The organism is Cucumibacter marinus DSM 18995, assembly GCF_000429865.1.
GTDB lineage: Bacteria > Pseudomonadota > Alphaproteobacteria > Rhizobiales > Devosiaceae > Cucumibacter > Cucumibacter marinus.
In genome coordinates, this window is sequence record NZ_AUCR01000001.1 from 482,283 (window position 1) to 507,662 (window position 25,380).

Annotated in this window: 25 protein-coding genes; 6 read left to right on the forward strand and 19 right to left on the reverse strand. The window is 61.5% G+C overall.

All coding sequences use genetic code 11. The annotated features are described in order from the left end of the window. Positions 1-400: 400 nt before the first annotated feature. A complete protein-coding gene (locus G489_RS0102505; RefSeq protein WP_029040188.1) occupies positions 401-1,438 on the forward strand; it encodes a helix-turn-helix transcriptional regulator in 1,038 nt (345 codons plus the stop codon). A gap of 3 nt (positions 1,439-1,441) precedes the next feature. Here the strand turns inward: G489_RS0102505 and G489_RS0102510 are convergent, their stop codons facing one another. From G489_RS0102510 to recJ, 4 genes are all read right to left on the reverse strand, one after another. Continuing rightward, positions 1,442-2,677 carry an SAM-dependent methyltransferase gene (locus G489_RS0102510; protein WP_029040189.1) on the reverse strand — a complete coding sequence of 412 codons (1,236 nt, stop codon included), beginning with the start codon at positions 2,675-2,677 and terminating at the stop codon, positions 1,442-1,444. Positions 2,678-2,683: 6 nt separating this feature from the next. Then, entirely contained in the window at positions 2,684-3,472 is a 789-nt protein-coding gene (locus G489_RS18765; RefSeq protein WP_051332221.1) for a DUF1365 domain-containing protein, read from the reverse strand. Then, positions 3,469-4,809 carry an NAD(P)/FAD-dependent oxidoreductase gene (locus tag G489_RS0102520; protein WP_029040190.1) on the reverse strand — a complete coding sequence of 447 codons (1,341 nt, stop codon included), beginning with the start codon at positions 4,807-4,809 and terminating at the stop codon, positions 3,469-3,471. Before G489_RS0102520 ends, G489_RS18765 begins: the two co-directional genes overlap by 4 nt. Positions 4,810-4,895: 86 nt before the next feature. Then, positions 4,896-6,647 carry a single-stranded-DNA-specific exonuclease RecJ gene (recJ, locus tag G489_RS0102525; RefSeq protein WP_342667628.1) on the reverse strand — a complete coding sequence of 584 codons (1,752 nt, stop codon included), beginning with the start codon at positions 6,645-6,647 and terminating at the stop codon, positions 4,896-4,898. A 125-nt stretch (positions 6,648-6,772) separates the two neighbouring features. On the opposite strand from recJ, the gene G489_RS0102530 reads away from it, so the two are divergent. Further along, a complete protein-coding gene (locus G489_RS0102530) occupies positions 6,773-7,135 on the forward strand; it encodes a hypothetical protein (RefSeq protein WP_029040192.1) in 363 nt (120 codons plus the stop codon). Between the two features lie 140 nt (positions 7,136-7,275). Here G489_RS0102530 and glpX read toward each other — a convergent pair whose 3' ends face one another. The 4 genes from glpX to G489_RS0102550 form a co-directional block, all read right to left on the reverse strand. Next, positions 7,276-8,262 carry a class II fructose-bisphosphatase gene (gene glpX, locus G489_RS0102535; RefSeq protein WP_029040193.1) on the reverse strand — a complete coding sequence of 329 codons (987 nt, stop codon included), beginning with the start codon at positions 8,260-8,262 and terminating at the stop codon, positions 7,276-7,278. 12 nt (positions 8,263-8,274) lie between these two features. Then, entirely contained in the window at positions 8,275-9,591 is a 1,317-nt protein-coding gene (locus G489_RS0102540) for a homoserine dehydrogenase (RefSeq protein ID WP_029040194.1), read from the reverse strand. A gap of 296 nt (positions 9,592-9,887) precedes the next feature. Then, complete coding sequence (locus tag G489_RS0102545; protein WP_051332223.1) at positions 9,888-11,132, reverse strand: PAS domain-containing sensor histidine kinase; 1,245 nt, start codon at positions 11,130-11,132, stop codon at positions 9,888-9,890. Between the two features lie 143 nt (positions 11,133-11,275). After that, positions 11,276-12,754, reverse strand: coding sequence for an MDR family MFS transporter (locus G489_RS0102550; protein WP_051332224.1), 1,479 nt, complete (start codon positions 12,752-12,754; stop codon positions 11,276-11,278). Positions 12,755-13,069: 315 nt separating this feature from the next. On the opposite strand from G489_RS0102550, the gene G489_RS0102555 reads away from it, so the two are divergent. Then, the gene (locus tag G489_RS0102555; protein WP_029040197.1) at positions 13,070-14,926 is read left to right on the forward strand and encodes an ABC transporter ATP-binding protein; all 1,857 of its coding nucleotides are present in this window, start codon (positions 13,070-13,072) and stop codon (positions 14,924-14,926) included. A 35-nt stretch (positions 14,927-14,961) separates the two neighbouring features. On the opposite strand, the gene G489_RS0102560 is transcribed toward G489_RS0102555, so the two are convergent. Both G489_RS0102560 and argC read right to left on the reverse strand, forming a co-directional pair. Further along, positions 14,962-16,182: an LL-diaminopimelate aminotransferase gene (locus G489_RS0102560; protein WP_029040198.1), complete on the reverse strand. Its 1,221-nt coding sequence runs from the start codon at positions 16,180-16,182 to the stop codon at positions 14,962-14,964. A 199-nt stretch (positions 16,183-16,381) separates the two neighbouring features. Next, positions 16,382-17,434, reverse strand: coding sequence for an N-acetyl-gamma-glutamyl-phosphate reductase (gene argC / locus G489_RS0102565; RefSeq protein WP_029040199.1), 1,053 nt, complete (start codon positions 17,432-17,434; stop codon positions 16,382-16,384). Positions 17,435-17,571: 137 nt separating this feature from the next. Between argC and G489_RS0102570 the strand changes: the two genes are divergently transcribed. Continuing rightward, positions 17,572-18,891: a glycosyltransferase gene (locus tag G489_RS0102570; protein ID WP_029040200.1), complete on the forward strand. Its 1,320-nt coding sequence runs from the start codon at positions 17,572-17,574 to the stop codon at positions 18,889-18,891. Here G489_RS0102570 and G489_RS0102575 read toward each other — a convergent pair. The 6 genes from G489_RS0102575 to G489_RS22370 all read right to left on the reverse strand — a co-directional run bounded on the left by G489_RS0102575 (position 18,888) and on the right by G489_RS22370 (position 22,330). Further along, complete coding sequence (locus G489_RS0102575) at positions 18,888-19,319, reverse strand: DUF1801 domain-containing protein (protein ID WP_035871200.1); 432 nt, start codon at positions 19,317-19,319, stop codon at positions 18,888-18,890. The two genes, G489_RS0102570 and G489_RS0102575, sit on opposite strands and share 4 nt — an antisense overlap. A 103-nt stretch (positions 19,320-19,422) precedes the next feature. Next, positions 19,423-20,061, reverse strand: coding sequence for a hypothetical protein (locus G489_RS0102580; protein ID WP_029040202.1), 639 nt, complete (start codon positions 20,059-20,061; stop codon positions 19,423-19,425). Between the two features lie 80 nt (positions 20,062-20,141). Next, the gene (locus tag G489_RS21540) at positions 20,142-20,939 is read right to left on the reverse strand and encodes a CPBP family glutamic-type intramembrane protease (RefSeq protein ID WP_051332225.1); all 798 of its coding nucleotides are present in this window, start codon (positions 20,937-20,939) and stop codon (positions 20,142-20,144) included. 2 nt (positions 20,940-20,941) lie between these two features. Next, positions 20,942-21,595, reverse strand: coding sequence for an SdpI family protein (locus G489_RS0102590; RefSeq protein WP_029040203.1), 654 nt, complete (start codon positions 21,593-21,595; stop codon positions 20,942-20,944). Further along, entirely contained in the window at positions 21,592-21,861 is a 270-nt protein-coding gene (locus G489_RS0102595; RefSeq protein ID WP_245578794.1) for a metalloregulator ArsR/SmtB family transcription factor, read from the reverse strand. The genes G489_RS0102590 and G489_RS0102595 overlap by 4 nt, the downstream gene beginning before the upstream one ends. A 115-nt stretch (positions 21,862-21,976) precedes the next feature. Continuing rightward, a complete protein-coding gene (locus tag G489_RS22370; protein ID WP_155889290.1) occupies positions 21,977-22,330 on the reverse strand; it encodes a hypothetical protein in 354 nt (117 codons plus the stop codon). Positions 22,331-22,408: 78 nt separating this feature from the next. Here G489_RS22370 and G489_RS21545 point away from each other — a divergent pair, with 78 nt between their 5' ends. Then, on the forward strand, positions 22,409-22,837 hold the full coding sequence (locus G489_RS21545; RefSeq protein ID WP_051332226.1) for a MarR family winged helix-turn-helix transcriptional regulator: 429 nt from the start codon (positions 22,409-22,411) through the stop codon (positions 22,835-22,837). A gap of 51 nt (positions 22,838-22,888) precedes the next feature. On the opposite strand, the gene rpsI is transcribed toward G489_RS21545, so the two are convergent. The 3 genes from rpsI to G489_RS18780 all read right to left on the reverse strand — a co-directional run bounded on the left by rpsI (position 22,889) and on the right by G489_RS18780 (position 24,997). Next, positions 22,889-23,377, reverse strand: a complete 489-nt coding sequence (gene rpsI, locus G489_RS0102610; RefSeq protein ID WP_029040205.1) for a 30S ribosomal protein S9 — start codon at positions 23,375-23,377, stop codon at positions 22,889-22,891. Position 23,378: 1 nt separating this feature from the next. Further along, on the reverse strand, positions 23,379-23,843 hold the full coding sequence (gene rplM, locus G489_RS0102615) for a 50S ribosomal protein L13 (RefSeq protein ID WP_029040206.1): 465 nt from the start codon (positions 23,841-23,843) through the stop codon (positions 23,379-23,381). Positions 23,844-23,992: 149 nt separating this feature from the next. Further along, a complete protein-coding gene (locus G489_RS18780; RefSeq protein WP_245578795.1) occupies positions 23,993-24,997 on the reverse strand; it encodes a COX15/CtaA family protein in 1,005 nt (334 codons plus the stop codon). Between the two features lie 168 nt (positions 24,998-25,165). Here G489_RS18780 and G489_RS0102625 point away from each other — a divergent pair, with 168 nt between their 5' ends. After that, positions 25,166-25,375: a DUF2842 domain-containing protein gene (locus tag G489_RS0102625; protein WP_029040207.1), complete on the forward strand. Its 210-nt coding sequence runs from the start codon at positions 25,166-25,168 to the stop codon at positions 25,373-25,375. The last annotated feature ends 5 nt before the right edge of the window (positions 25,376-25,380 follow it).

Here is a 25,380-nt window from a genome sequence, read left to right on the forward strand (position 1 = left end):
AGATCCTGCGTGGACGGATGCGTTTACTGCCCCTGAATGCGCGGAACTTTCACAGTTTTCGTTATTTTCATTAGCGCTTAATTCATTGATCTCGCAATTGAACTGGCTGTACAGACGTAAGCTGTAGATGCCGCAGGTTCTTCTATGGTCCATTTTGGTCATTTATCGCAGTTTGCACCCGGTTATGTTTGCCGACGGCTCTGTGGTCGCCTGTGTTCCGGGGGGGAACGGGCACCGCGTCGAGAGAGCAATCAGGGGTTGAGGACGCAGCGTGTATTTTGGAGATTCAGCAGGGCATTCCGCTGTCGTGCAGGCGGGATATGGTGCCGCGCTGGGACGATGGTCCTGGCAGCGAGTTCTTGATGAAATCGACCGGCAGATTCCCGGAATCCGGCTCAGTATGTGGGGTCACGATCTGCGCCGTCGCCGCGACATCGGCTTAAGATTCTCCGGCTTCGATCCTGACTGCATTTCAAGCTTCCTTGCCCATTATTCGGCGATCAATCCGCTGGCCCCAGGGCTGGCCGGCCAGAGCCCCGGGCGGGTCTATGCCGGTGACGACCTGATTGAGCGCCACGCGTTTCTGCGTACCGAGTTCTACAATGACTGGGTGGCGCCTCAGGATGACATCCAGGCCGGCCGCGGGGTTAACCTGTTCAATGACGGGCCGCGTTTTTTCGCGCTCGCTGGAAATTTCAATCCGCGAGACGACGAACGCCTCGGATTGCCTCTCACAAGGCTGTTGTCCGAGGTCGCGCCGCACCTCAAGCGCTCGTTTTCGCTGATGCGTTCCTTCGGCGACAGCATTGTGCGCTCCGACTACGAGCAGTTCCTCAATGTCCTCTCAAGTGCCGTGATCGTGCTTGATAGCAAGGGCCAGGCCTGTCACATCAATCCCAAGGCGGCGGAACTGATCGAACGTGGCACACTATTGAGTCTTTCCAAGGCCGGCGAGCCGGGCTTTCTCGATCCCGTTGCCGACGCACAGATGGACAAGGTCCGTGAGGCGATCGCGGCTTCATCGCCTGCGGAGATCCCCCATTCGCTGAGCGCAACCGACGTCCGGCATCTTCTGAGCTATGAGGTGACGGTGGTTCCCTTTTCCGGACGGGAGCAACTGGAAGACGAATTTCCGGAGTTCAACCTCCAGCTGCGGCCGGCAGCCATCATGTGCCTCGAACTGGCCGACACACCCGACGAAATTGCTCGAAAGCTGCTGGCCAGCCGTTACCGGCTGACCCGAACCGAGGCGGACCTGGCCTGGGCCCTGTTCCAGGGAATGACGCTCAACGAGATAGCCGAACAGCGTGGGGTCAGCATCCACACGGTGCGCAACCAGATCAAGGCGGTTTTCCTCAAGACCGAGGTCTCCCGCCAGAGCGAACTGGTGCGTCTGGTAGCCGGATTGGCCAACCCGCACCTCGATACGAAGGACTGAGGATCAGGCCGGGCGGCGGTACTGGTAGATGCCGACGTCGATCGAACCCTCAGCGAATCCCGCTTCGCAATAATTGAGGTAGTAGACCCATTTGCGCTTGAATTCTTCGTCGAAGCCAAGCTTGGCGATGGCATTCCAGACTTCGAGGAAACGGTCGTACCAGAGCCGAAGCGTATTGGCATAGGACTGGCCGAAGCAGTCGACCTGTTCGAGCACCAGCCCTGCCCTGTCGCCCTGCTCCTTCATGGCTTCCTTGGTCAGCAGCATGCCGCCGGGGAAAATGTAGCGCTGGATGAAATCGACATTGCGCCGATAATGCTCGAAATCGGCTTCCTTGATGGTGATGGCCTGGATCGAGGCGGTGCCGCCGGGCTTCAGCCGGTCATGCAGGGCACCGAAATATTGCGGCCAGTGCTCTTCGCCCACGGCCTCGATCATTTCGATGGATGCGATGTGATCGTATTCACCCTTTGTGTCGCGATAGTCCTCGAAAGCGAAGGTCGCCCGGTTGCCGAGCCCCTTCTTCTCGATCCGGTCGCGGGCAAATTTGAGCTGCGCGTTCGACAGGGTGATGCCGCGCACGCTGGCGCCGATATTGGCTGCCGTCTCCTCGGCGAAGCCGCCCCAACCACAGCCGATCTCGAGCACCGAAGCCCCTTCGGTCATTCCGGCCATTTCCGCCACGCGGCGGTATTTGGCGCGCTGCGCATCTTCGAGCGACTGATCCCCGGATTCGAAATAAGCCGAGGAGTAGGTCATCGTCGGGTCGAGCCAGAGCGAATAGAAGTCGTTGCCGAGATCGTAATGCTCGGCGATGTTCTGCTTGGCCTGTTCCTTGGTGTTGCGCCGCGACAGGTGAAAGGCGACATCCTGCGCAGCGCGCCGGAACAGGCCCGGATTGGCCTTGGTCAAGTGCGAGCGATTCTTGAGGAAGAACCGGAACAGGGCCGTCAGGTCATCGCACTCGATATCGCCCTTGATATAGGCCTCTGCGAAACCGACAGTTCCGCGTTGAAGACCCTTGTTCAAAAGCTTGAAATTGTTGAGCTTGATTGTCGAATGCGGCCCGGTGGACGGGTTGCCGATCGTCCGGGTGCGCCCGGAAGGCAGCACAAAGGTCACCGCACCATGGCGCGGGTGGCCGACCCAGGTCGCACCGATCATGTCGAGAAAATAGGAAACCAGACGCGTCGAAAGGCTCGACGGGCGCGTCCTGATCCGTGACGCTGTGTCACTCATAAAATACTACCCCAGACGGTGCGGCGCGGGGTTCTTTCTGTGCCGTTTGCGCCGCAAATGCAGCGTTGGGGGCACACCCTTTAGCCACAGCCTGAAGGCCTCCCAATAAATACCGGCGAGCACTTTAGCTGTCATAAAGGGATATGCAAGAGCGAGACGGACGAGCGCAAAATCGCTAACAGGCTGGCGAACCCCGCTAAAATGGGCAGTCAGCATCGGGCCCTCGCCGTCATCGAGGACGATCCCCACATGCACATTCTCGCCCGGCGGTGTGACCGAAAAGCGATACTCGCCATCAAGGGTGTTGAACGGCGAGACGAAGAATCGCTTTTGCGTCCGCTGGGCGATGGGTTCAGTTCCCGTTTCAGGGTCGGGCGCCGGCGGTTGATAAATGTGGTGTTCGCCGAAAGTGTTGGAGACTTCATAGATGATCAGCCGCACGCGCTCTTCTGCGTCGCGGGCATAAAAGACGGTGATCGGATTGAAGGCGTAGCCGAACATGCGGGGATAGGCGAGCATGTCGATACGCTTGACCACGTCCTCGAGACCGGCGGCACGCACCCTGTCCCAGGCAAAACCCGAGATCGAGCGTCCGTCACGGTGGCCATGATCTTCGGGCTTGATCGAGAACAGGTTGAAACGCCCGAACGAGAACAGCCGCAGGGTCCTGCCGAGTTCTTCAAGCCGGTCGACATCGACCAGCATCGAGAACACGCGGTAACGCAGTTTGTGCTGCTTCGGCCGCGTCCGGCGATGCACCACCTCCCCGCGATAAATGACGGCGGCTTCGCTCACTCGGCAGCCTCCAGATGCTCGCTCTCGCCCGCCCAGTTATGAGCCACGCGATCATTGGCGCCCGATACGTACCAGGGCCGGGTCACCTCGCCGAGCCGCTCCGCCACCGCAAGGCCTGACTGAATGCCATCCTCATGGAAGCCATGACCCAGCCATGCGCCGGCAAACCAAGTGTGATTGTGGCCCTGAATAAAATGCATATCCGACTGGGCAGCAATCGCGGCATTGTCGAACAGCGGGTGTTCGTAATGGCATTCGAAAAGCTTGTGGCGCTCGTCGACAGCCTCGCCCGCGTTCAGCGTTACAAAGAACTGGGTGTCGGTCGGCAATGGCTGCAGCCTGTTCATCCAATAGGAGACACTCAGTCTGTCGCCCTCTTCGTGCGGCAAACGCAGATAGTTCCAGGACGACCACAGATTGCGGCGCTTTGGCATCACTGACCGGTCCGTGTGCAGAACCGCATGGTTCGAGGTGGTGCGGCACGCCGAAAGCAGAGCGCGCTCGGCAGGATCGGCATCGCCAAGCATGGCTAGCGCCTGGGGAGCGTGCGTTGCGATCACAACCTCATCGAAGCGTTGCCATTCACCATCATCGCCCAGCAGTTCAACATGCCCGGGATGGCGCCTGATCTCTCGCACCGGCGCATCGAGCCGAACGTCGAGACCCGGTGCATCTGCAATCAGCTTGTCGATGTAGCGCGTGGAGCCAGACTTGACCGTTCGCCATTGCGGCCGGTCCTTGACCTTTAAAAGGCCGTGGTTTTCGAAGAACGCGATAAAGCTCTTGGCGGGAAAATCGAGCATGTGCCGCGAGGGCGTCGACCAGATTGCCGCCGAGAGCGGGAGGATATGATTCTCGATAAATCCGCGGGAATAGCCGTTGCCGGTCAGATAATCCGAGATGGTCAGATTGGGCGGCAGGTGCCGGGCATCGCGGGCGGCCTGTTCGAAGAAGCGCAGGATATCGCGGACCATCAGCCAATGGCCGGGGTTGAGAATGTTGCGGCGTTGACCGAACAACCCGTCGAGGTGAGCGCCGGAATATTCGAAACGTCCGCGGTCGAGCGAGACGGCGAAGGACATATCCGAAGCCGCGGTTTCAACCTCGAGATGAGCGAACAGCGCGGTCAGGTTAGGGTAGTTTACCTCATTGTAGACGATGAAACCGGTGTCGATTCCGATCGGGCCGGTATCGGTGTCGACCGATATGGTGTTGGTATGACCGCCCAGCCGCCCGGCACACTCAAAGAGAGTCACGTCATGAGCACGGGTGAGCAGCCATGCGGCGCTCATGCCCGAAATTCCCGATCCGATGACGGCTATCGACTTACGTTTCATTTCGCCTCGCTGGTGGTCCCGCCCGTTATGGGGGGTGTTAGGCTTTGAACGCATCAGGGAGACTGCCGGATCAATTCCGGCGTCTATCAGCCGGGATGGGCCGCGTCGATAATCCGGAGCTGGGCGGAAGCCTGGCCCTGCCAATGATTGATTGAGAGCCCGCCACACAAATGAATGGGACCGGCATCCCGCCCTTCCATCAAGGCATCGCCGAGCGGCGTGCCGGCGGCCCGAAACGCAATCGCATTCAGCCTGGCGCCGTCACCCGCCGCCAGTGTCACGCGGACATGCCCGCCCTCTCCGACAATGTCCGCAAAGGTGATCCGATGGTGCGGCAAGGCGAAGACCGGAGAGGGATTGCCCGAACCGAACGGCCCTGCCCGATCGACTTCGTGAATGAAATCCGTGGTCGCCCCGCGCGCGGTCAGCGCGGCATCGATCTTCACCTTGTCCGCCCGGCGCGCTTCGGCGATGTCCTCGGCCAGCGCTTCGGTCATGAAACTGCGGAACTCACCCAATTGGCCTGGCGACAGGGTTATGCCCGCTGCCATGGCGTGACCACCGCCCTTGGCGATAATGCCGGCCTCGACGGCAGCGAGCACGGCCCGGCCAAGATCCACTCCCGGCACCGAGCGGCCTGACCCTGTGCCACCGCCATTCGCCCCCTGGGCAATCGCGAAAGCCGGCCTTCCAAAGCGTTCCTTGAGCCGCGCTGCGACCAGCCCGACGACGCCCTGGTGCCATTCAGGCGACGCGACCACGATCAAGGGTGGCCCCTTGCCTTCGCCAATTTCTGCATCGGCGGTTGCCGCGGCCTCGTCCACGGCCTGCTTCTCGATCCGTTGACGCTCGACATTGAGCTCGTTGAGCTGGCCGGCAATGTGCAGGCATTCGTGTTCATCGTCGCTGGAGAGCAACCGTGCACCCAGCGCCGCGTCGCCGATGCGCCCACCGGCATTAATGCGCGGGCCGATGAGGTAGCCCAGATGATAAGGTTCGACTGGCCCCGAGAGGCGCGCGGCGAGCGCCAACGCAGCAATACCCCGGTTCGCGCCTTTTCGCATGATCTCGATGCCGCGCACAACAAAGGCGCGATTGAGCCCGGTGAGCGGCACCACGTCGCACACCGTCGCCAGCGCAACCAGATCGACAAGGTTCATCAGATTGGGCGCGTTCGCCGCCAGCCCCTTCCCGCGAAGGGCCCGGTTGACCGAGACGAGCACCATGAAGGTGACTCCGGCTGCGCAGAGGTGTCCGAGCCCCGAGATATCGTCGGGCCGGTTGGGATTGACGATGGCATCGGCTACAGGCAGGTCGGCGTCGGTCAGGTGATGGTCGATCACCAGAACATCGACGCCGCGCGATTTGGCATGGGCAATGGGCTCTTCGCTGGTCGTGCCGCAATCGAGGGTAATGATCAGGCTCGCTCCACCGTCGATCAGCTTGTCCATGGCGCCCACATTCGGGCCGTATCCCTCATAGATCCGGTCCGGGATATGAACGTCCGGCTCGATGCCAAAGGCGCGCAGGAAACGGGTCATTAGCGCGCAGGACGCAGCGCCATCAACGTCATAGTCGCCGAACAGCGCAATCCGCTCCCCACGGGCGATAGCGTCGGCCAGACGCTCTGTCAGCGCATCCATCGCGGTCAAGGTCGCCGGGTCCGGCATCAGGTGACGGATGGTGGGATTGAGGAAGTCCTCGGTCTCTTCAAGCGCCACTCCTCGCGCCGCGAGCACCCGCGTGACAATCTCGGAGATACCGAATTGCTGCGACATGGCGGCGGCAATGCGCGCACCTTCCTCGCTCAGCCTGTCGACCCAAGGCCGGCCGGACACCGATTTTTCAACATTGAGAAACAGACGCTCGCTCCCCGCCATGGCTCAAGATACTATCAGCGCAGCGCATTTTGGCGAGCACCTTCAACGTCGCCTGCTTTTGAGCCAAGAATGGAGTCGCATCAATGGCCAAGAAGAAGTTCCTCGCCCTCTACATCGGCACCGCCGAGGCAACCGCAAAGGCCGCAGCCGAGACCGGATCCGCCGCTGATATCGAGGCTCGTAACAGGGCGGGAATGGAAGCCTGGGGTCGTTGGATGGAAGACCATATGGACGCCATCGCCGATATCGGCGGCCCCTTGGGCAAGACCAGGAAGGTCGGCCCGGACGGCATCAGCACCATCGTCAACGACAATACCGGCTATGTGATCGTGTGGGCGAACAGCCACGAAGAAGCCGCCGAAATGTTCCGGAATCACCCGCACTTCGCCATCTTCCCCGGCGACAGCGTTGAGGTCATGGAGTGCCCGCCCATCCCGGAAATGTGAGGGGCGCCGCCTGCTATTCAACCTGGCCGCCCCGGACCTGATCCGGGGCCTGGCAGCCGGCATCGTGGGCACGGCCCGATGGCCGGCCCTCGTGGTTCGACATGCTCACCATGAGGGCCGTTTGGTGGAGGCCAAGAGGCTCAGTCGTCGCGCTGGTGGCGTGCGTCGACCCAACGCAAGGTCTTGGACCAGGAGCGCATGACGATGGTCGATGTGCGCACCGAATGGGGCCGGATCTGCACGCCCCTGAGCATCGAACCATTGGTCACGCCGGTCGCGGCGAACAGCACATCGCCGGAGGCGAGTTCCTTCACCCCATAGATCTTGTCAGGGTCGGAGATGCCCAGGCGTTCGGAGCGCTCGCGCTTTTCCGCGGTGTCGAGCACCAGCCGGCCCTGCATCTGGCCGCCCAGGCAGCGCAGCGCCGCGGCGCCGAGCACCCCTTCGGGCGCACCGCCAGTGCCCATATACATGTCAATGCCGGTGTCGTCGGTCATGGCAGCGTGGATGACACCCGCGATATCGCCATCATAAATCAGCTTCACGGACGCGCCGACCTTGCGCATTTCCTCAACGATTTGAGCGTGGCGCGGCCGGTCGAGAATACACACGGTAATTTCGGACACGTCGACGCCCTTGGCCTTTGCCAGCTTGAGCGCGCTGTCACTCGCCGGTTCATCGATGTCGATGACGCCTTCGGGATAGCCCGGACCAATCGCAATCTTCTGCATGTAGACGTCAGGCGCGTGCAGCAGCCCGCCGCGCTCGGCCAATGCCAAAACTGCCAGCGAGTCTGCCTGGTTCTTGGCACAGAGCGTTGTGCCTTCGAGCGGGTCGACGGCGATATCGACCTGAGGGCCGTTGCCGTTGCCGACTTCCTCGCCGATGAACAGCATCGGGGCTTCGTCGCGCTCGCCTTCGCCGATGACGATGCGGCCCGCGATGTCCATCTGGTTCATCTCGGCGCGCATGGCGTCGACGGCGGCCCGGTCGGCGGCCTTTTCGTCGCCCTTGCCGCGCCAGCCTGCAGCGGCAATCGCGGCCCGTTCGGTCACCCGCACCATTTCAAGGGTCAGACTACGGTCGACGACCGCCGGGCCCTTGGGGTGGAAATGCTCTTTGTCCATAGGATCAGCCTCTTAGATCTGTTCGATGCGGATAAGCTGCGGGGTCCCGAGAATGTAGCCGTCCGCCGCGATCTTGGCGAGGGCGTCCCGGACGGTCTGCTCAACGGTTTCATGGGTGATCAGCACCACTGTTCGGGCGTTTTCGGTCGAGGCGCCTTCCACCGTGATCTCAAGATCGGGCCGCTGGATGACACTTTCGAGCGAAATGCCCTCTTCTCCCATGCGGCTGGCGATGGCGGCCAGCGCGCCGGGCACGTCCTTGGCGATCAGACGGATGAAATAGCCGCCTTCATGGGCGCGCATCTTGCCGCGCTTGTATGGGGCGAGTTCTTTCACCGGCACGCCAAGGGGCGGCACGTGATTGCCGCGGGCGATATCGAAGATGTCGGCGAGTACCGAGGCCGCAGTTGCCTCTCCGCCGGCACCGGGCCCGGCCAGCAGCACCTCGCGGACATGGTTGGTCTCGAGCGCGACGGCGTTCAGCACACCGCCAATGGAGGCAATGGTTGAAGTTTTCGGCACGAGCGTGGGGTGCACACGCTGTTCGATGCCGTCCCCGCTGCGCTGGGCAATGCCGAGATGCTTGATGACATAGCCAAGATCGCCTGCGACCTCGATATCGGCCTTGTCGATGCTGGTAATGCCTTCGATGAAGATGTCCTTGGCAGAAATCTCGCACTCGAAACACAGGGCCGTCAGAACAGCAAGCTTGTGCGCGGTGTCCTGGCCTTCAACATCGAAAGTAGGGTTAGCCTCGGCATAACCGAGTTCTTGGGCGTCTCGCAGGCAATCCTCGAAGCTGATGCCTTCGTTCGCCATGCGGGAGAGGATGTAATTGCAGGTGCCGTTCATGATGCCGTAAACGCGCTCGATCCGGGCGCTGCCCAGTCCTTCGCGCACGGTCTTGATGACCGGCACTCCGCCGGCGACCGCTGCCTCAAGACCGAGTTGGGCACCTGCCTCCTCGGCCATGGCGGCCAGAGAAAGCCCGTGCTTGGCAAGCATGGCCTTGTTGGCGGTGACGACCGGCTTGCCGGCTTCCAGCGCGGCAGTGACCGAGGCGTATGCTGGTCCGTCTTCACCGCCCATGAGCTCGACATAAAGATCGACATCCGGCGACCGGGCGAGCGCCACGGAATCGTCGTACCATTCGACATCGGAGAGATCGACGCCGCGGTCGCGCGAGCGTGAGCGGGCGCACACGGCCACCACCCTGATCTCGCGGCCCAGCTTGCGGGTGATGTCTTCTCGGTCATCTTCGAGGATGCGCATGAGCGCCGCGCCCACCGTACCGACTCCGGCAAGGCCAATGCGTAGCGGCTGAGACATGTTGCGCTCCTGTTTTCTTGTTCTTTCCATAAGGGAGACGATCCGCTCGCGCGTGTCGCGCCGGGGCTCGCGCCCCTCACGCAGATCGAACACGAACAGGGGATCTCCGGCGATCTCACGGCCGAAACGGGTGGGGCTCCACGCATGGTCGCGCAGAAACGCCTCAACCTGAGCCTTGAATTTGTCGATGTCGCTCATCGTCACCGCCTGTCGTTCGCGGCGATGTGTATAGGAATTATCCTATAGGTCAACAGCGGGCCCGTCCGGTGCCCTCCTGCTCCTGACCACTCGGAATATCAGATCTTGTCGGGTACGTGCTGCTGCAGGGCACCTGTGAGCTGATAGACGACGCCTTCGGGATGATATCGCGTCTCGGCCTTGCCGGCGAAATAATCGGCGACGATGCGCTGGGTGAGCGTACTTCCGAAGCCTTTGCGCGCTGGAGGCGTCACTTCGGGGCCGCCCTCTTCGCGCCATGTCAGGGTAAATCCGTTGTCTTCACCGAGTTGCCATTCGACGACCACCCTGCCCGTCTCCACCGAAAGGCTGCCATATTTGGTCGCGTTGGTCGCCAGTTCATGGAATGCCAACGCAATGCCCATCGCGTGCTGATTGCCGAGCGGTGCCGCAGGACCATCGAGCACGAACCCGTCTTCGCCAAGCTGATAGGGAGCGATCACAGCCTCGATCAGCGCCTTGATGTCCATGCCATGCCACTGGTGTGCGCTGAACAGGTCCTGGATCCGGGCAAAAGAGGCCAGCCGGCCCGTCAGCGAATGTTCCGCGCTTTCAAGGTCATCGGCGTGCCGCAGGCTCTGCACCGCCAGAGACTGGACGATGGCGGACATGTTTTTCATGCGATGGACGAGTTCGCGCTGTAATGCATCCCGCCGCCGCTCGGCAGCCTTTTGGGCCTGCAGTGCCTTGCGGGACTTCTCGACTTCTTGTTCCAGCGCGACATTCACGCGCTCGATGGCCTCGGTGGTCCGCACTGTTGCGGTGGTCTCATAGACCATGGCCTGAAAACCGATCACGCAGCCCTCATCATCAAAGGCGGGGCCATAGGAGAAAGTCCAGTAAGTCTGCTCGTCATAGCCATTGCGGGTCATCACCAGCGGCAGGTCTTCCAGCCAGAAGGTTTCACCGGACAGGGCCCGGCGCACAAGTGGCAACACGTCCTCCCAGACATCAGGCCAGACTTCGCTGAGCGGTATGCCGAGCGCCGCATCGCGGCGTGCACCCAGGACGGGAACGAAACTGTTGTTGAACAGGCCGACAAGCTCCGGCCCAAGCCACAAAGCCATGGGCTGACCGGTCGACAGCATGGTTGTGACCTGGCTGCGCAATGCCGGCCCCCAGCTGCTGATCGGCCCCAGGGCCGTCGAGGCCCAGTCATGGTTCAGGATCATCGGTCCCATGCCGCCCTGACGCGCCCAGATCGTCTCATGCTCGGCCGAAGACTTGTCAACACCCGCCCAAGCAATACCCGAAAGATTCTTATGGTCTTTTTGAAGAGACACGCGGTTACGAACCATATCCATTTAAGCCGTCCCGGAATTGAGCGGCCGATCTGTTGTATCTGAACGGGTTCGCCAACAATAGTGCGGAAGGTCCTCAGTCAATGCGAACATGAACGGCCGGCGAGTGACCGCCGGCCGTTGATTTCACTTAGAGTAATTTCCGGTCAGTGGACCGGTGCCTCGACATGTTTCGGCCGACGCACGAAGAACGAGGCGATGAGCCCGAGGCTGAAGATCAACGCACTGGCGAAGAAAGCTGTGCGTATTCCGCCGGCCAGAGCCACGATTTCGGTCTCGCCGCCCGCCAGGAGCTGACCGCTGCGCACGGACATGAGCGCCACCAGGAGGGCAACCCCCGCTGCGCCTGCCACCTGCTGGGTGCTGCCCAGCACTGCGCTGCCATGTGAATAGAGCATCGCCGGCACGGCACTCAGCGCCGAGGTGAACAGCGGGGTGAAGACCAGCGCGAGACCGACACTCATCACCATGTGTCCGACGAGAACGGCATAGAAGCTGGTGTTCTGGTCGACCATGGTCAGCGCCCACAATACGGCGGAGACAATGGCGGTGCCGGGGATCACGAGCTTTCGGGCACCGTGCTTGTCGTAGAGACGACCGACAAAAGGCGCCATCAACCCCATGATGAGGCCACCGGGCATCAGCATCAGGCCGGTCTGCAGCGCGTCGAGACCCAGGACGTTCTGGGTATAGATGGGCAAAAGGATCATGGTGCCGAATAGCGCCATCATCGCGATTGCCATCATGAAGACGCAGACCGCGAAGATGCGCGACTGGAAGGTGTGCAGATCGAGAAGCGCCTTGTCTTCACGTTGCAGGATGACCTGCCGCCAGATGAAAATTACCATGACGACGGCGCCCACAACCACGGGCAGCCAGCCCGGCAGCGGACCTTCGGCTGCACCATTGCTCATCTCGCCCAGGCTCGAAAGCCCATAGACGAGACCGCCAAAACCGACCGCCGACAGCACGACCGACAGATAGTCGAGCGGCGCGTAGCGCGGTTCTGAGACGTTCTGGATGAACCGCCAGCCGATGGCGAGCGACGCCAAGGCGATGGGCAGCACGAGGATGAACATCCAGCGCCATTCGAGATAGGTCAGGATGAAGCCGGAGATCGTTGGTCCGAGTGCCGGGGCGACCGAGATCACGATCGAGATGTTGCCCATGGTCTTGCCGCGGGCATTTTCGGGCACAAGCATCATCACGGTGGTCATCAGCAGCGGCAGCATGATGGCAGTGCCGACGGCCTGGATAACGCGGCCGAACACCAGCACCTCAAGTCCCGGCGCCAACGCCGAGATCAGCGTGCCGGTGCTGAACAGACTCATGGCTAGAAAGAAGATCGGGCGGGTGTTGATGCGCTGGATCAGGAAGCCGGTGACCGGGATCACCACGGCCATGGTCAAAAGGAATGCGGTTGTCAGCCATTGCGCCGCGCCTGCTGACGCATCAAGCGCCGCCATCAGACGCGGCAGGGCCACGCTCATGATGGTTTCGTTCAGGATTACCACGAATGTGGAGACCAGCAGCAACGCGATCACGATGCGGTTTCGGGCGGTATGGTCGGGAGTCGCCGCAGCATCCGCCAAACCGGCGGCTGCGGTATGTTCGGGAGAAGACATGTAAAGGCCTTGGATAAAAGCGTTGAAAATAGAAGTTGCGCTTAAAATTCAGTGCGCGCCGGTCAAGTGCTCCCGTTCGGGCACCAAGTCAATTACGGGCCAGCGAAATGGCAGGAGTGTGCCCGAACTGCCTCAGTTTTGCGGACAGCACCGATGACAGGCCACGCCGACCCGGCTATGCATGACGAACGGAACACAGAGGGTTTTCGCATGACGACCAAGAGCATGCCCGCCTAGGCACCTTGCCTTCGTTCTGCCGGCCGGCAGGACGGCTCCATCAATTGAATTGATTCTGGACACCCCTTCGGAGGTCCCGTGTTCCGTTTTTTCGAAAACCTCATCAAGCCGTTCGACGACGAACGGCCCTTTACCCCGACGCAGAACCGAACCCGTTTCGTCTGGCAGGCGCTCAGGCCCTTCTGGCCGATTCTGCTGGCAAGTGCGGTCCTGACGGCGATCAGCACAGCGATTGAATTGTGGCTCATCGATTTCGGCGGGCGGCTGGTCTCCATGCTGGCGGAAACATCGCCGGAAGCGGTCTGGCAAACCCATGGCTGGCAGCTCATCGCCGCAGCCGTGCTGGTGCTCGTGATCCGTCCCCTGCCCGGCTTCTTGAAAGAAGCGCTCGACGATATCGGCTTTCTGCCCAATGCCGTGACCAGCGCACGGTGGCTGACCCATCGCCATGTGGTGGGTCAGTCGGTCGGCTGGTTCCGCGAGGACATGACCGGCCGCATCGTGCAGCGGGTGATGCAGGCGGGACTGATCTCGGTCCATATCGCCTATATGCTGGTGCACACCGTGATCTCGGTTGGCTTTTACACCATCGGCTCACTGTGGCTGCTCTCGTCCTACGATGCCCGGCTCACGGTCCCATTGCTGGTGTGGATCGTGGTCTATGGGGCGCTAATGGTCTATGCCGTGCCCCGCGCAGAGAAGCGCTCCGAGCGCTTCCAGGCGGCCCATGCCGGGTTGATCGGCGTGCTCAACGATACTTATGGCAATATCGACAGCATCAAGCTCTATGCCAACTCACGGCAAGAAGAGCGGGCCACGCGCCGGGCCCTCGACCGTTTCCGCCGTGGCATGTTCCTGCATCAACGCCTCGAGGTGACGATCAATGCCTCGATGATCGTACTGTCGAGCCTCTTGATCGTGGGGCTGGTGGGTACCGCGATCTATCTCTGGGAGGCAGGCGAAGCCCCGCTCGGCCTCATTGCCACCGCCCTGGCACTGAGCTTCCGGTTCACGCCGATGGCCGAATGGCTACTCGATGCCGTCACAGGCCTGTTCGTTTCCATGGGTGCGCTCAAGGATGCGCTGAGCTCCGTCGGACAACCCCATGAGATCGCCGATACACCGGACGCCAAACCACTCACCGTTGCCGGCGGTGCAGTGACCATCCGCAGGCTGTCCCATGGCTATGGCAAGTCGATCGCCGCGCTCGACGGCATCGATCTCGACATTGCCGCGGGCGAGAAGATCGGCCTGGTGGGCCCTTCCGGCGCTGGCAAATCGACCCTGGTGAACCTGATCCTGCGCTTCTACGAGGCAGAGAACGGAACCATCGAGATCGACGGGCAGAATATCCGCGAGGTCACGCAGGACAGCCTGCGCCGCCAGATTGCCATGGTTACCCAGGACGCTGCGCTGCTGCACCGCTCGGTGCGGGCCAATATCGCCTTCGGCAATCGGGATGCCAGTCTCGCCGAAATCGAGGCTGCGGCAGCCAAGGCACAAGCGGCCGATTTCATCCCCGACCTTGCGGACCGGGAGGGGCGGACTGGCTATTCGGCCCATGTCGGGGAACGCGGGGTCAAGCTGTCCGGCGGCCAGCGACAGCGCATTGCCCTCGCCCGGGCCGTTCTCAAGGATGCGCCGATCCTCATTCTCGATGAAGCGACCTCAGCCCTTGATTCCGAATCCGAGGCGGCGGTTCAGGCCGCACTGGCCACGCTGATGGAAGGCAAGACGGTGATCGCCATTGCGCACCGGCTTTCAACCATTGCCCGCATGGACCGGATCGTGGTGCTCGATCAGGGCCGGATCGTCGAACAGGGCAGCCATGGCGAGCTCCTCGCTGCCAACGGGCTCTATGCCCGCCTCTGGGCGCGGCAGTCGGGCGGATTTTTCGGGATCGAAGAACGCGAAGAAGAAAGCCCGCCGGCATAACCGGCGGGCCTTTCGAATACTGCGGTGTTTGGCGTCTAGCGCGTATTGCCGTTGAGTGGCACCACATTGCTGTCCTTGGCGTGGGTGGCGAAGAACTTTTTCACCGCCCGCGCGGCCTGGCGGATGCGCTGTTCGTTTTCGACCAGCGCGAGGCGGACATAATTGTCGCCATACTCGCCAAAGCCCACACCCGGGGCGACGGCAACACCGGCCTCGGCGACCAGCAATTTGGCGAATTCGAGCGAACCGAGATGGGCGAAGGGTTCGGGGATCGGCGCCCAGGCAAACATGGTCGCGGGGGGCGACGGGACGTCCCACCCTGCCCTTGTGAAGCTTTCGACCAGCACATCGCGACGGCTGCGATAGATCTCGCGCACATCAGCAATGCAGTCGTCCGCCCCGTTGAGCGCCGCGGCGGCGGCCACCTGGATCGGGGTGAAGGCGCCATAGTCGAGATATGACTTGACCCGTGCCAACGCCGAAATCAGCTTCTCATTGCCCACGGCGAAGCCCATGCGCCAGCCGGGCATGGAATAGGTCTTGGACAGCGAGGTGAACTCGACCGCCACGTCCATTGCCTCGGGGATCTCGAGGATCGAGGGGGGCGGGTTGCCGTCGAAATAGATCTCGGCATAGGCGAGATCGGAAAGGATGAAGATCTCGTTCTCGCGGCAATATTTGACGACCTCGCGGTAGAAATCGAGATCGGCGACATAGGCCGTCGGGTTCGAGGGGTAATTCAGGATCAGCGCGATCGGCTTGGGGATCGAATGGCGCACCGCACGGTCAAGCACGCGCATGAATTCCTCGCCGGGCTCGGCCGGCATCGAGCGGACCGTGCCGCCCGACATGATGAAGCCGAAGGAATGGATCGGATAGGTCGGGTTGGGCACCAGAACCACATCGCCCGGCGCGGTGATCGCCTGGGCCATGTTGGCAAAGCCTTCTTTCGAACCCAGCGTCGCCACGACCTGTGTTTCCGGATCGAGCTTCACGCCGAAGCGACGGCCATAATAGGAGGCCTGGGCCTTGCGCAGGCCCTTGATGCCCTTGGAGGCCGAATAGCGATGGGTGCGCGGATTCTCGACGGTTTCCTTGAGCTTGTCGACGATATGCTGCGGGGTGGCGAGGTCAGGATTGCCCATGCCAAGGTCGATGATGTCGACGCCCGCCGCTCGCGCCTTCGCCTTGATCGGATTGATGTGCTCGAACACATAGGGCGGAAGGCGGCGGATGCGATGGAACTCGTCGGTCATTTTTTCCTCATGAAGACCAGTGGCCGCAGGACCGGGATTTGACTGTGTCAGAGAGACCCGGTGCTGCATTCGGCTCATTTGCGAGCCGGTTGTGCGCCCGAATTGGCGCGCAATTCGGGCAAAATGCAAATTTGTCGCAAGGCGCAGTGTGCGCCGACATGGTTGGCAAAGGCTTAATCCGCCTTTTGCACAGGCCCCATCAGGGGAACATGGCGAGCTGGCCGAGCCCGGTCGTTTCGGGCAACCCAAACGCCAGGTTGTAGTTCTGGATCGCCTGGCCGGCACTGCCTTTTACGAGATTGTCGATGGCGGCAATGACGATGGCGCGACCCGGAATGCGGTCTTCAAAGACGTTGATGACGGCATTGTTCGAGCCGCGCACATGGCCCGTCGAGGGGATCTCGCCCGGCGCGTTGACCCGGATGAAGGGCTCATCCGCATAGGCGGATTCAAGCTCTGCCCGCAAATCATTGGCATTGCTGGCTTTATCGAGGCGCACATGGGCGGTGATCAGTTCGCCCCGGCTCATCGGGATGAGGTGCGGGGTGAAGTTGACCGTCACCGGATTGCCCGCCACGAGCGAAAGCTCCTGCTCGATTTCGGGCGAGTGGCGGTGCGAACCGATTGCATAGGGTGTGAGGCTTTCACCGGCCTCGCAGAACAGGGTATTCTGCTTGAGGCCCCTGCCCGCCCCCGAAACGCCGGATTTGGCATCGATGATCAGATCATCTGCACTGATTGCGCCGGCCTTCATCAAAGGCAGCAGCGCCAACAGAATGGCGGTGGGGTAGCAGCCCGGGCACGCAATGATGCGCGCATTCCGAATCGCTTCCCGATTGTGTTCGGTCAGGCCGTAAGCCGCTTCTTTCTGCAAATCGACCGCGACATGATCGTGCCCATACCATAGCTTGTAGGTCTCGGGATCGCGCAGCCGATAGTCCGCCGACATGTCGATGACCTTGACCTTGGGGTTCGCAGACACAATCTCAGCGATAATGGCTTGGCTGGTGGCATGCGGAAGACCGCAAAAAACCACGTCAAGCCCGGTCCAGTCGACGGATTCGGCGGTCACAAGGTCCGGCAGTCCCGCACTTGCAAGGTGCGGATAGACGGCACCCAGAGGCTGACCGGCCTGACTGTTGGCCGTGAGCGCAACAAAGTCGAGGGAAGGATGAGGGACGCCCAAACGAAGCAGATCCGCGCCTGTGTATCCTGATGCACCCAGCAGTGCGGCCCTGTGCGTAGCGGCCATCTCGCTTGCCCTCTATGGTTGATTGTGCGATGAAATTTGATTGCGCGGAGCCGTTCTACTTGCGCGTCCAGACAAAGTAAATGGCACTCGCGGAGACCCCGCGAGGCGCGCGACAATCGGGGATATGAGAGGTGCGGATGCCGAAACGCATAGCGATCGCCACCATCGGTACGCAGGGCGATGTTCAGCCTTATGTATCGCTTGGCGTAGCCCTCATCAAAAAGGGTTACGAGGTGGTCCTCGGCGCGCCCGACGACTTCGCCGAGATGGCGGCGAATTACGGTCTCGAATTTTGCCCGCTGGGCTCCAACATCCAGGAATTCCTGAAAGAGTCGCGGTTCGAAAACGCGATGTCGCAAAACATGCTGGTAAACGCGCCGGCGCTTTTGCGGCAGGGTCAGAGGATCGTCGACCGCGCAGCGCGTCAGGCCTGGCAAATGAGCCAGGGTGCGGATGCGATCATTCTCAACATGAATACGAGCTTCGGTATCGATATTGCCGAAGCGCTCGACATTCCCCCGATCATGGCCGCGCTGCAGCCGCTCAACTCGACGAGCGAGTTTCCCTTCTGCGCCTATTACGGGCCGAGCTTCGGCAAGGCGTTCAACAAGCTCAGTTACACCGCGATGGGTGTGAGCCAGATTTACTACAACCTGCCGCGCAATCGCCTGCGCCGGGAAGTGATGGGGCTGAAAACGCGCCGCATCGGCGGCCTCTTCCGCGACAATGACGGGAACCGCCTGACAACGCTCTACGCCTATTCCGACCTCGTCTCCCCGCGCCCCAAGGACTGGCCGAAAAAGTCTATTGTGACCGGGTATTGGCAGCTTGAGGACAACCGGAGCTGGGAACCCAGCGACCGGTTCAAGGAGTTCCTCGCCAGCGGCGACACACCGATCTATGTCGGTTTCGGCTCCATGCCCTTCGGCGCCAAGCGCAACACCGAAATTCTCAAGGAAGCGGTGGGGAAATGGGGTGGCCGCGTGGTTGTGGCCCGTGGCTGGGGCGGTATCGATCCCGAGGATCTGCCCGACAATATCTACGCCATTAGGCGCGCGCCGCATGACAAGCTGTTCCCCTTGATGAAGGCGGTCGTGCATCATGGCGGTGCGGGCACCACTTCGGCGGGCTTGCATGCGGGCCGGCCGACATTCGTGGTGCCTCAAACGGTCGACCAGCCCTATTGGGGCAAGCGCGTGCACCAACTCGGCTGCGGCCCCCGCCCCGTCAGGCTTCGCAAGCTCACGCCGGACCTTCTGGCTGAGGCCCTCAACGAGCTCGACACCAATCCCGAGTTCGCCCGCAATGCCAAGATCGTTGCCGACAAGCTCAACGCCGAGGATGGCACGGCGCGCGCCATCGAAGTCATCGAAGACGTGATGAAAGAGCACAAGGCGCAGGCTGCGGAGCGGCGGCGCAATACGGGCGGCTTCAGCCTCGGGCACGCCCGCTTCTAGGCGCGCCGGGCATGTTTATCGGCTTTCATGTGATAGGTCAGTGCATTGGTGACCAGCAAACCGAGTTGGTCAAGCGGCAGCGCCTTGCCTGGGGTGAAGTGCACCGCCCGATTGCCTTCAAACTCGAAATCATCGGGGAAGGTGGTTCGGAAATCCGAGATGATCGTTGTCTGGCAGTGGGCGTAAAGCGCAAAACCGCCCTGTTTCGGTACGCCGAGGCGGATGGTTGACCCTGATCTTGTCTCTGGCGTCAGATAGGCCGGTTGCCCCCATTTGAGCGTTTCCTTGAGCGCACCGACGCCGGGCGTTTGCGCGGCAGTCTCGAAGATCAGGCGCCGTAGCGCCAGCAGCCCTTCCTTCACCTCAACAGGCATGGCGGCAAAGGCGGCTTCCACATCAGCACTCGCAAATGGTGGCGATACGTTCATACAGCAAGCCCGAACAAAGTCGGGCGAAGCCTAGCGGCTCCGCCTGATAATCCCAAGGTCTGGCAATCCGCGTGCTGACAGCCCTTGACGCCTCAAACGCCTTTTAGGGCAGGAAGACGAGGAAACCTGCGCCGATGCTCGAATAGGCCCCGCCGGTGAACTGCAGATTGAGCCTGTCAGTGACGATCCTGTCCTGGAACAAGGCATAATCTCCACCCACCGCAGCAGCTGGCGCCACCACGCGCATCCCCTCTCCGCTCAGGCGGAATTTGGTGGGGTGGATACGATCCGGCGAGAGCGAGAAGCTGATGTCCTGGATATCGTCTTCAAGCTCGCCAAACATCTCCGATGTCTCGAGTTGGACGAGATAGGCCCCTTCGAAGTTCGGATAAGGGCGCACCGAGACGAACCAGGGGCTCTTATCTTCGGCCTGTGACGTCAGCGGCATTCTGCCCTCGACCGTGAGGGTGTAGTCCTCGACCCCGATATCGAGCACGAAATCGGTGATCGTCATATACTCGCGCAGCACGGCTTCGATCTTCTTGAAGTCGGCTCGTTCGCTCTCCGACAGCTCGCCAGAGCCGGAAAACTCGGCGACGAAGTCGAGCATCGGGCGTTCGAGCGCGATGGCGTCCTCGATCTGTGTCTGGCTGATATCGATCTGGAGTTCATCCGCCGCACAGGCGGCCAGAACCAGGGTGCACACCAAAGCGGCGGCGATCTTCAGAAATCTCAAGCGCATTCCCACACTCCCGTTCGGCCCACCGCAAGCCAAGTCTATGGAGGCCGGCGGTGGGCTGCAACCGGGAAGCGCGGCCCGGGTTACGCAGCCAGGGGAATGCTGCCCCAGATGACGTGCCAGACGATGTCCGTCCACAAATGCACGCCCATGGCAGCGAGGATGCCGTATCGCCGGTAGAGCCATGCCGCCACAAGAGACAGCGTGCCATCGAGAAGGATTATCTCAACGATCAGGAGGGGTGGCACTTCCGCCGGCGAGGCCCAGCCGAACTGCAACATGACGGCGGGCAGATGGCCGAGCGCGAACACCAAGGCGGCAATGGCAGCAGCGATCCAAAACCGGTGGGTTTCGGAGACCCTGTCACGCAGGATCAGCCACAGCGCCCCGAAAACCAGCGGAATGAGCAGGAGCCGAAAGATGGTTTCCTCACCGATGCCAGCGGCCACTGAAGCGACTATTGCCGTGGCAAACGGGGGGTGCGGCGCGCGGCCGATACCGTTAAACGGCGCAAAGGCAAGGTCGACGGCGATGAAGGCGATACCGATCCCGATACCGATCAGGAGCGGTTGAACCAGATCCTTTCCCGTCTGCAACTGGCCGACCCAAACACCGGGCAACTGGTTGCGGTAGGCGAGGAAGAGACCGAGTGCGCCAAGCCCGCCATAGATGACGACGACCGAAATGCCCGCGATCAGCGCCATCACCGGGAGCGGGAACGGCAACTCGGCGGGCTGCGCCACCGGGATCGCAGCGGGCAGAAAGACATTCGTGGCGCTGAGAAGGGCGAGAAGCGCAATCAAACCGGCGAAGGTCAAAAGTGCAGGACGGGAGAAGCCGGTGGCGCGCGCCATCGGGTCGACAGGCTGGAAATGGGTCATGATCAGGCCGATTTGCGGATGCGATAGCTGTAGATGGTGCCGGCGATGGTGGGCAGCAGCAGAGCAACGGCCAGCACGATGATGAGAATATAAGGCTGGTTGGCCAGGCCAACCGCCAGGATCAGCGAGACCGTTCCGCCCAGCATCATCAGGCGTCCGGTCAGCCTATGGGTCCGCGTCCAGTTCTGGGCGTCCGAGAGGGTCGGCGGCAGCCTCAGTCCCGCAAGGGCATTGGGCTGCGTCTTGGGCAGATAGTTGCCGAGAACGATCGCTGCGATGGCTATGCCGATAGTGGCGATGCGCACCATGTCGACGGCAACGCCGAAGCCGATGGCCAGCAAAGCGCTTTGCAGAACCAGCGCTGCGCCGGTCACGATGCAAGCCGCAACCGCAATCAATGACTTCCCGCGTTCGAAATGCTCTCCGCCGCCAAGGCCCGGTCCCAGCGCCCACAGCGCCATTGACGCGATGCCCAATAACAGGGCTGGCAGGAAAGCCCAGAGCGCAGGGAGATAGCCATCCACCTCCCCTGTAATGGTCCAGTGGATCGGCAGTGGCATGGCCAGCGGCACGCCGAGATAGGCGACGATGGTGAGCGCCAGCAGCATGACCGACAGGGCCAGGTGGACGGGACCGGCAAACAAACGCGAAATCATTGCTCTTTTCCAATCAGGTCAAACATGTCGGCCATGGCCTCTTCAAGAACGCTGGCGTTGAGGTGATAAATGAGGCTCGTCCCCTGCCGCTCGACACTCACCAGCCCGGCATTACGCAGCTTGGCGAAGTGAACAGACAGGGTCGGTTTGGCGAGATCGAAATGGCCTGCGAGTTCGCCCGCAGACAACGGCCCCTTGCGCAGGAGCCGCAGAATCTTGCGGCGCGCAGGGTGCGCGAGGGCTTCAAAGACGGTGTTCACACTCATCGGGCCGGTTCCATTCCAAACTCGATCATTCGTATATTTGCGAATAATCTAATTAGTCAATAGACTAATTTGCAGTTTGGCGCGAAGCCGGCCCGGATTTCGGTCGTTTTGATGATCAGGCGAAGCGGTCTGGCAGGGGTTGCGAGCCCAATGCCCAGGCGGTCACGAAGGCAAGAACGAATGCCAGCACGATGAGGACGAGGCGGAAGCGGCCGTCGCTCAGGCGCTGCCGGACCAGCCCCAACAAGGCCAGCCCTGCCCCCAGATTGAATAGGCCCCAGGCCATATTGACCACCGGACCGGAAAGGGTCCCCGGACCCCCGGAAAAGGGTGTTGGAAATCTGAGAACCAGATATCCAGCGATGGTGTGGGGAATGCCATTGACGAGGCCTGCTATGCCGAGAACGGCAACGGCCCAGGCCCATGGTGGAATTGACTGACGTTCGGCTTGTTCACTGCTAGCGGTCATGGCACCTTCTCTCCAATTTGACACCTGAGTTTCCGTTTTAGTCAACTTTGGTGTCTAATTAGACAACTGAGGTGTCCATTGTCAAGCTTTGGCGACATGACGTTTTTCGAGATCCTGCAACACCATGCCAAGGCAGCGCAGAGCGAGTTGCTCGCGGGCATGGCGGCGCGCGGCTATGACGGCCTCACCATGCCTGACATCCGGTTGTGCCATGCCTGTCACGACGGCCCTCACCCGGTGAAAACGCTGGCGGAACGGTTGGGCGTCACCAAGCAGTTCTGCGCACGCGAGGTCGCCAAGCTAAGCGAACTGGGATTTGTGGAGACCGAAACCGATCCGGCCGACCGGCGGGCGCTCAAGGTTGTGTTGAGCGCGAAAGGACGTGAGCTGCTCGAAGCGATCAAGGCCGAGAAGCAGGCCATCGATGACCGGATGTCTGACCGTATCGGTCCGGAGCGGGCAGCAGCCCTCGCCGACGCATTGGCCGCACTGGCCGCGTCCGAATAGCAAAAGGGCCGGCAATGCCGGCCCTTTCGAAAGATCTGTGTTGCGACTGACTTAGCGCTTGGAGAACTGGAAGGACCGGCGGGCCTTGGCCTTGCCGTACTTCTTGCGTTCCACCACGCGGCTGTCGCGGGTCAGGAAGCCACCCTTTTTGAGAACCGAGCGCAGGGCCGGCTCATAATGGGTGAGTGCCTTGGAGATGCCGTGACGAACGGCACCGGCCTGGCCAGACAGGCCGCCGCCGGAGACGGTGGCCATGATGTCGTACTGGTTGGCGCGCTCAGCAGCCACGATCGGCTGCTTGAGGATCATCTGCAGCACGGGACGAGCGAAATAGGCCTCGTATTCCTTGCCGTTGACGGTGATGCGGCCGGAGCCGGGCTTGATCCAGACGCGGGCGACGGCGTCCTTGCGCTTGCCGGTGGCATAGGCGCGGCCGTACTCGTCGAGCTTCTGTTCGTAAACGGGGGCCTCGTCTTCCACGGCCACATTGGCGGCGGCGCCGAGTTCCTCGAGGGAATTCACGGTTTCGGTTTCGGCCATGTTACTTCACCCGCTTGTTCTTGGGGTTAAGGGATGCAACGTCCAGCGCCTCGGGCTGCTGGGCGGCATGGGGATGCTCGGTTCCGCCATAGACACGCAGGTTCTTGAGCTGCGCGCGGGTCAGCGGGCCGCCGGGCATCATGCGCTGCACGGCCTTTTCCAGAACGCGCTCGGGGTGTGCACCGCCGAGGATCTGACGCATGGTCCGGTCCTTGATGCCGCCGGGATAGCCGGTGTGCCAGTAGAAGCGCTTGTCGTCGAGCTTCTTGCCGGTGTAGCGGACCTTGTCTGCATTGATGACGACGACATTATCGCCGCAATCGACATGCGGGGTGAAGCCGGGCTTGTGCTTGCCGCGCAGGCGGGTCGCAATGAGCGCGGCGAGGCGGCCGACAACGAGACCGTCGGCGTCAATCAGCACCCACTTCTTCTCGATCTCGCCCGGTTTTGCCGAGTAGGTTTTCATCGGGTTCATCCTGTATTGAACGGGAAGGCAGATCGAAACGAACCGCCATCCAACAGCGAATTGGCGTGCGTGATAGTCGCGAAGCAGGTTCGCGTCAATCACTATTTTATTAGTCTTCTATTTCAATAACTTAACTGAACGGTATTATGTTACCGCGCACTTTCTCTCGACAAATCAGCGGCATAGGCCGCCAGGCAGCCGATCAGCACGAAGGCGGTCCCCTGATGCATGAGCGCGAGCGAGATGGGCACCATGGATAACAGCGTCGCAACCCCGAGCCCCACCTGTAAAAGCACGATGAGGGCAATCAGGGGCGCCCAGCCGTGGACGCCCTTGAATTCGCCGCGGCGCCAGGCCCAAAAAGCGAGTGCAATCACGCCCAACGCTGCCAGATAGCCAAGGTTGCGGTGTGTGAACTGAACGAGCGCGTGGTTCTCGAAGAAGTTGATCCACCACGGGTCCATGACCCAGAGACCGTTGGGCACGAGGCCACCATCCATCAGCGGCCAGGTGTTGTAAGCCAGTCCCGCATCGATGCCGGCGACGAACGCACCAGCGATGATCTGCAGATAGACCAGCGTGGCGGCACCGATTACCGGCCATAGCGGGGTGCGCGCGGACGCCCCTCCCGCAATGCGCGGCATCAGTCGGCGTGCGAAGACAATCAGCGCGACAAACAGCAAGCACGCAGCGCCCAGATGGGTCGCCAGCCGGTATTGCGAAACGTCGGTGCGCTCGACGAGGCCGGAGGACACCATCCACCAGCCAATGGCGCCCTGTAGGCCGCCCAGCAGGAACAGCACGAAAAGGCCCGGCGCAAGGCGCCAGGTCAGGCGGCGCTGAAACAGAAAGACGACGAAGGGCACAAAAAAGGCGATACCGATCACCCGGCCGAGGAACCGGTGTCCCCATTCCCACCAGAAGATGGTCTTGAAGGCCGCCAGGCTCATGCCGAAATTGATTTCCTGATACTCAGGGATCAGCTTGTAGGCCTCGAACTCCGCGAGCCAATCGGCCTGGCTCAGGGGTGGGATCATGCCGGTCACCGGCTTCCACGTGGTGATCGAAAGGCCCGATTCCGTGAGCCGGGTCGCACCGCCGACAAGAACCATCAGCAGAACCAGCGCCGCAATGACATAGAGCCATATGCGCACCGGCTTCAGCCGATCCGCGGCGGCGGAGCTGGAAGTAGCGGACGGGGTGGAGGAGAGTGAGGCGCCATTTGCGTTCATGGGCAAAACTGGTAAAGCGGGCGCGCAGCGGCTGCAAGGCACAGCTTGCCGCAGCCCCCTGCCCGTTCAACAAGGCTTCACGACACCAAGATGACCCAACGAACCCGCAAGCTGCTCGGCATCCCCTTGATGCTGCTGATCATTATCTGTTGGTCGCTTGGCGCCAGCATGATCTACGAGGTGTTGATCGACGGGCTGCCAAACTGGGTGATCGTGATCTATTTCGCCATTGCCGGCACGTTCTGGTTTTTTCCGGCAGCAGCAGCGATCTGGTGGATGTCCCGGCCCGATCCGGAGTGAGTTCC

What these genes read in the sequence shown, in the direction of transcription:
- G489_RS0102520 (WP_029040190.1), bottom strand. Translation starts at nt 4,809, where the DNA reads ATGAAACGTAAGTCGATAGCCGTCATCGGATCGGGAATTTCGGGCATG.
- G489_RS0102580 (WP_029040202.1), bottom strand. Translation starts at nt 20,061, where the DNA reads ATGCGCTTGAGATTTCTGAAGATCGCCGCCGCTTTGGTGTGCACCCTG.
- G489_RS0102550 (WP_051332224.1), bottom strand. Translation starts at nt 12,754, where the DNA reads ATGTCTTCTCCCGAACATACCGCAGCCGCCGGTTTGGCGGATGCTGCG.
- G489_RS0102595 (WP_245578794.1), bottom strand. Translation starts at nt 21,861, where the DNA reads ATGAGTGTGAACACCGTCTTTGAAGCCCTCGCGCACCCTGCGCGCCGC.
- G489_RS22370 (WP_155889290.1), bottom strand. Translation starts at nt 22,330, where the DNA reads ATGACCGCTAGCAGTGAACAAGCCGAACGTCAGTCAATTCCACCATGG.
- G489_RS0102510 (WP_029040189.1), bottom strand. Translation starts at nt 2,677, where the DNA reads ATGAGTGACACAGCGTCACGGATCAGGACGCGCCCGTCGAGCCTTTCG.
- G489_RS0102625 (WP_029040207.1), top strand. Translation starts at nt 25,166, where the DNA reads ATGACCCAACGAACCCGCAAGCTGCTCGGCATCCCCTTGATGCTGCTG.
- G489_RS21540 (WP_051332225.1), bottom strand. Translation starts at nt 20,939, where the DNA reads ATGACCCATTTCCAGCCTGTCGACCCGATGGCGCGCGCCACCGGCTTC.
- rpsI (WP_029040205.1), bottom strand. Translation starts at nt 23,377, where the DNA reads ATGGCCGAAACCGAAACCGTGAATTCCCTCGAGGAACTCGGCGCCGCC.
- G489_RS0102545 (WP_051332223.1), bottom strand. Translation starts at nt 11,132, where the DNA reads ATGGATATGGTTCGTAACCGCGTGTCTCTTCAAAAAGACCATAAGAAT.
- G489_RS0102530 (WP_029040192.1), top strand. Translation starts at nt 6,773, where the DNA reads ATGGCCAAGAAGAAGTTCCTCGCCCTCTACATCGGCACCGCCGAGGCA.
- G489_RS0102560 (WP_029040198.1), bottom strand. Translation starts at nt 16,182, where the DNA reads ATGACCGACGAGTTCCATCGCATCCGCCGCCTTCCGCCCTATGTGTTC.
- G489_RS0102540 (WP_029040194.1), bottom strand. Translation starts at nt 9,591, where the DNA reads ATGTCTCAGCCGCTACGCATTGGCCTTGCCGGAGTCGGTACGGTGGGC.
- G489_RS0102505 (WP_029040188.1), top strand. Translation starts at nt 401, where the DNA reads ATGTGGGGTCACGATCTGCGCCGTCGCCGCGACATCGGCTTAAGATTC.
- G489_RS0102590 (WP_029040203.1), bottom strand. Translation starts at nt 21,595, where the DNA reads ATGATTTCGCGTTTGTTTGCCGGTCCCGTCCACCTGGCCCTGTCGGTC.
- argC (WP_029040199.1), bottom strand. Translation starts at nt 17,434, where the DNA reads ATGGCCGCTACGCACAGGGCCGCACTGCTGGGTGCATCAGGATACACA.
- glpX (WP_029040193.1), bottom strand. Translation starts at nt 8,262, where the DNA reads ATGGACAAAGAGCATTTCCACCCCAAGGGCCCGGCGGTCGTCGACCGT.
- G489_RS0102575 (WP_035871200.1), bottom strand. Translation starts at nt 19,319, where the DNA reads ATGAACGTATCGCCACCATTTGCGAGTGCTGATGTGGAAGCCGCCTTT.
- G489_RS0102570 (WP_029040200.1), top strand. Translation starts at nt 17,572, where the DNA reads ATGCCGAAACGCATAGCGATCGCCACCATCGGTACGCAGGGCGATGTT.
- rplM (WP_029040206.1), bottom strand. Translation starts at nt 23,843, where the DNA reads ATGAAAACCTACTCGGCAAAACCGGGCGAGATCGAGAAGAAGTGGGTG.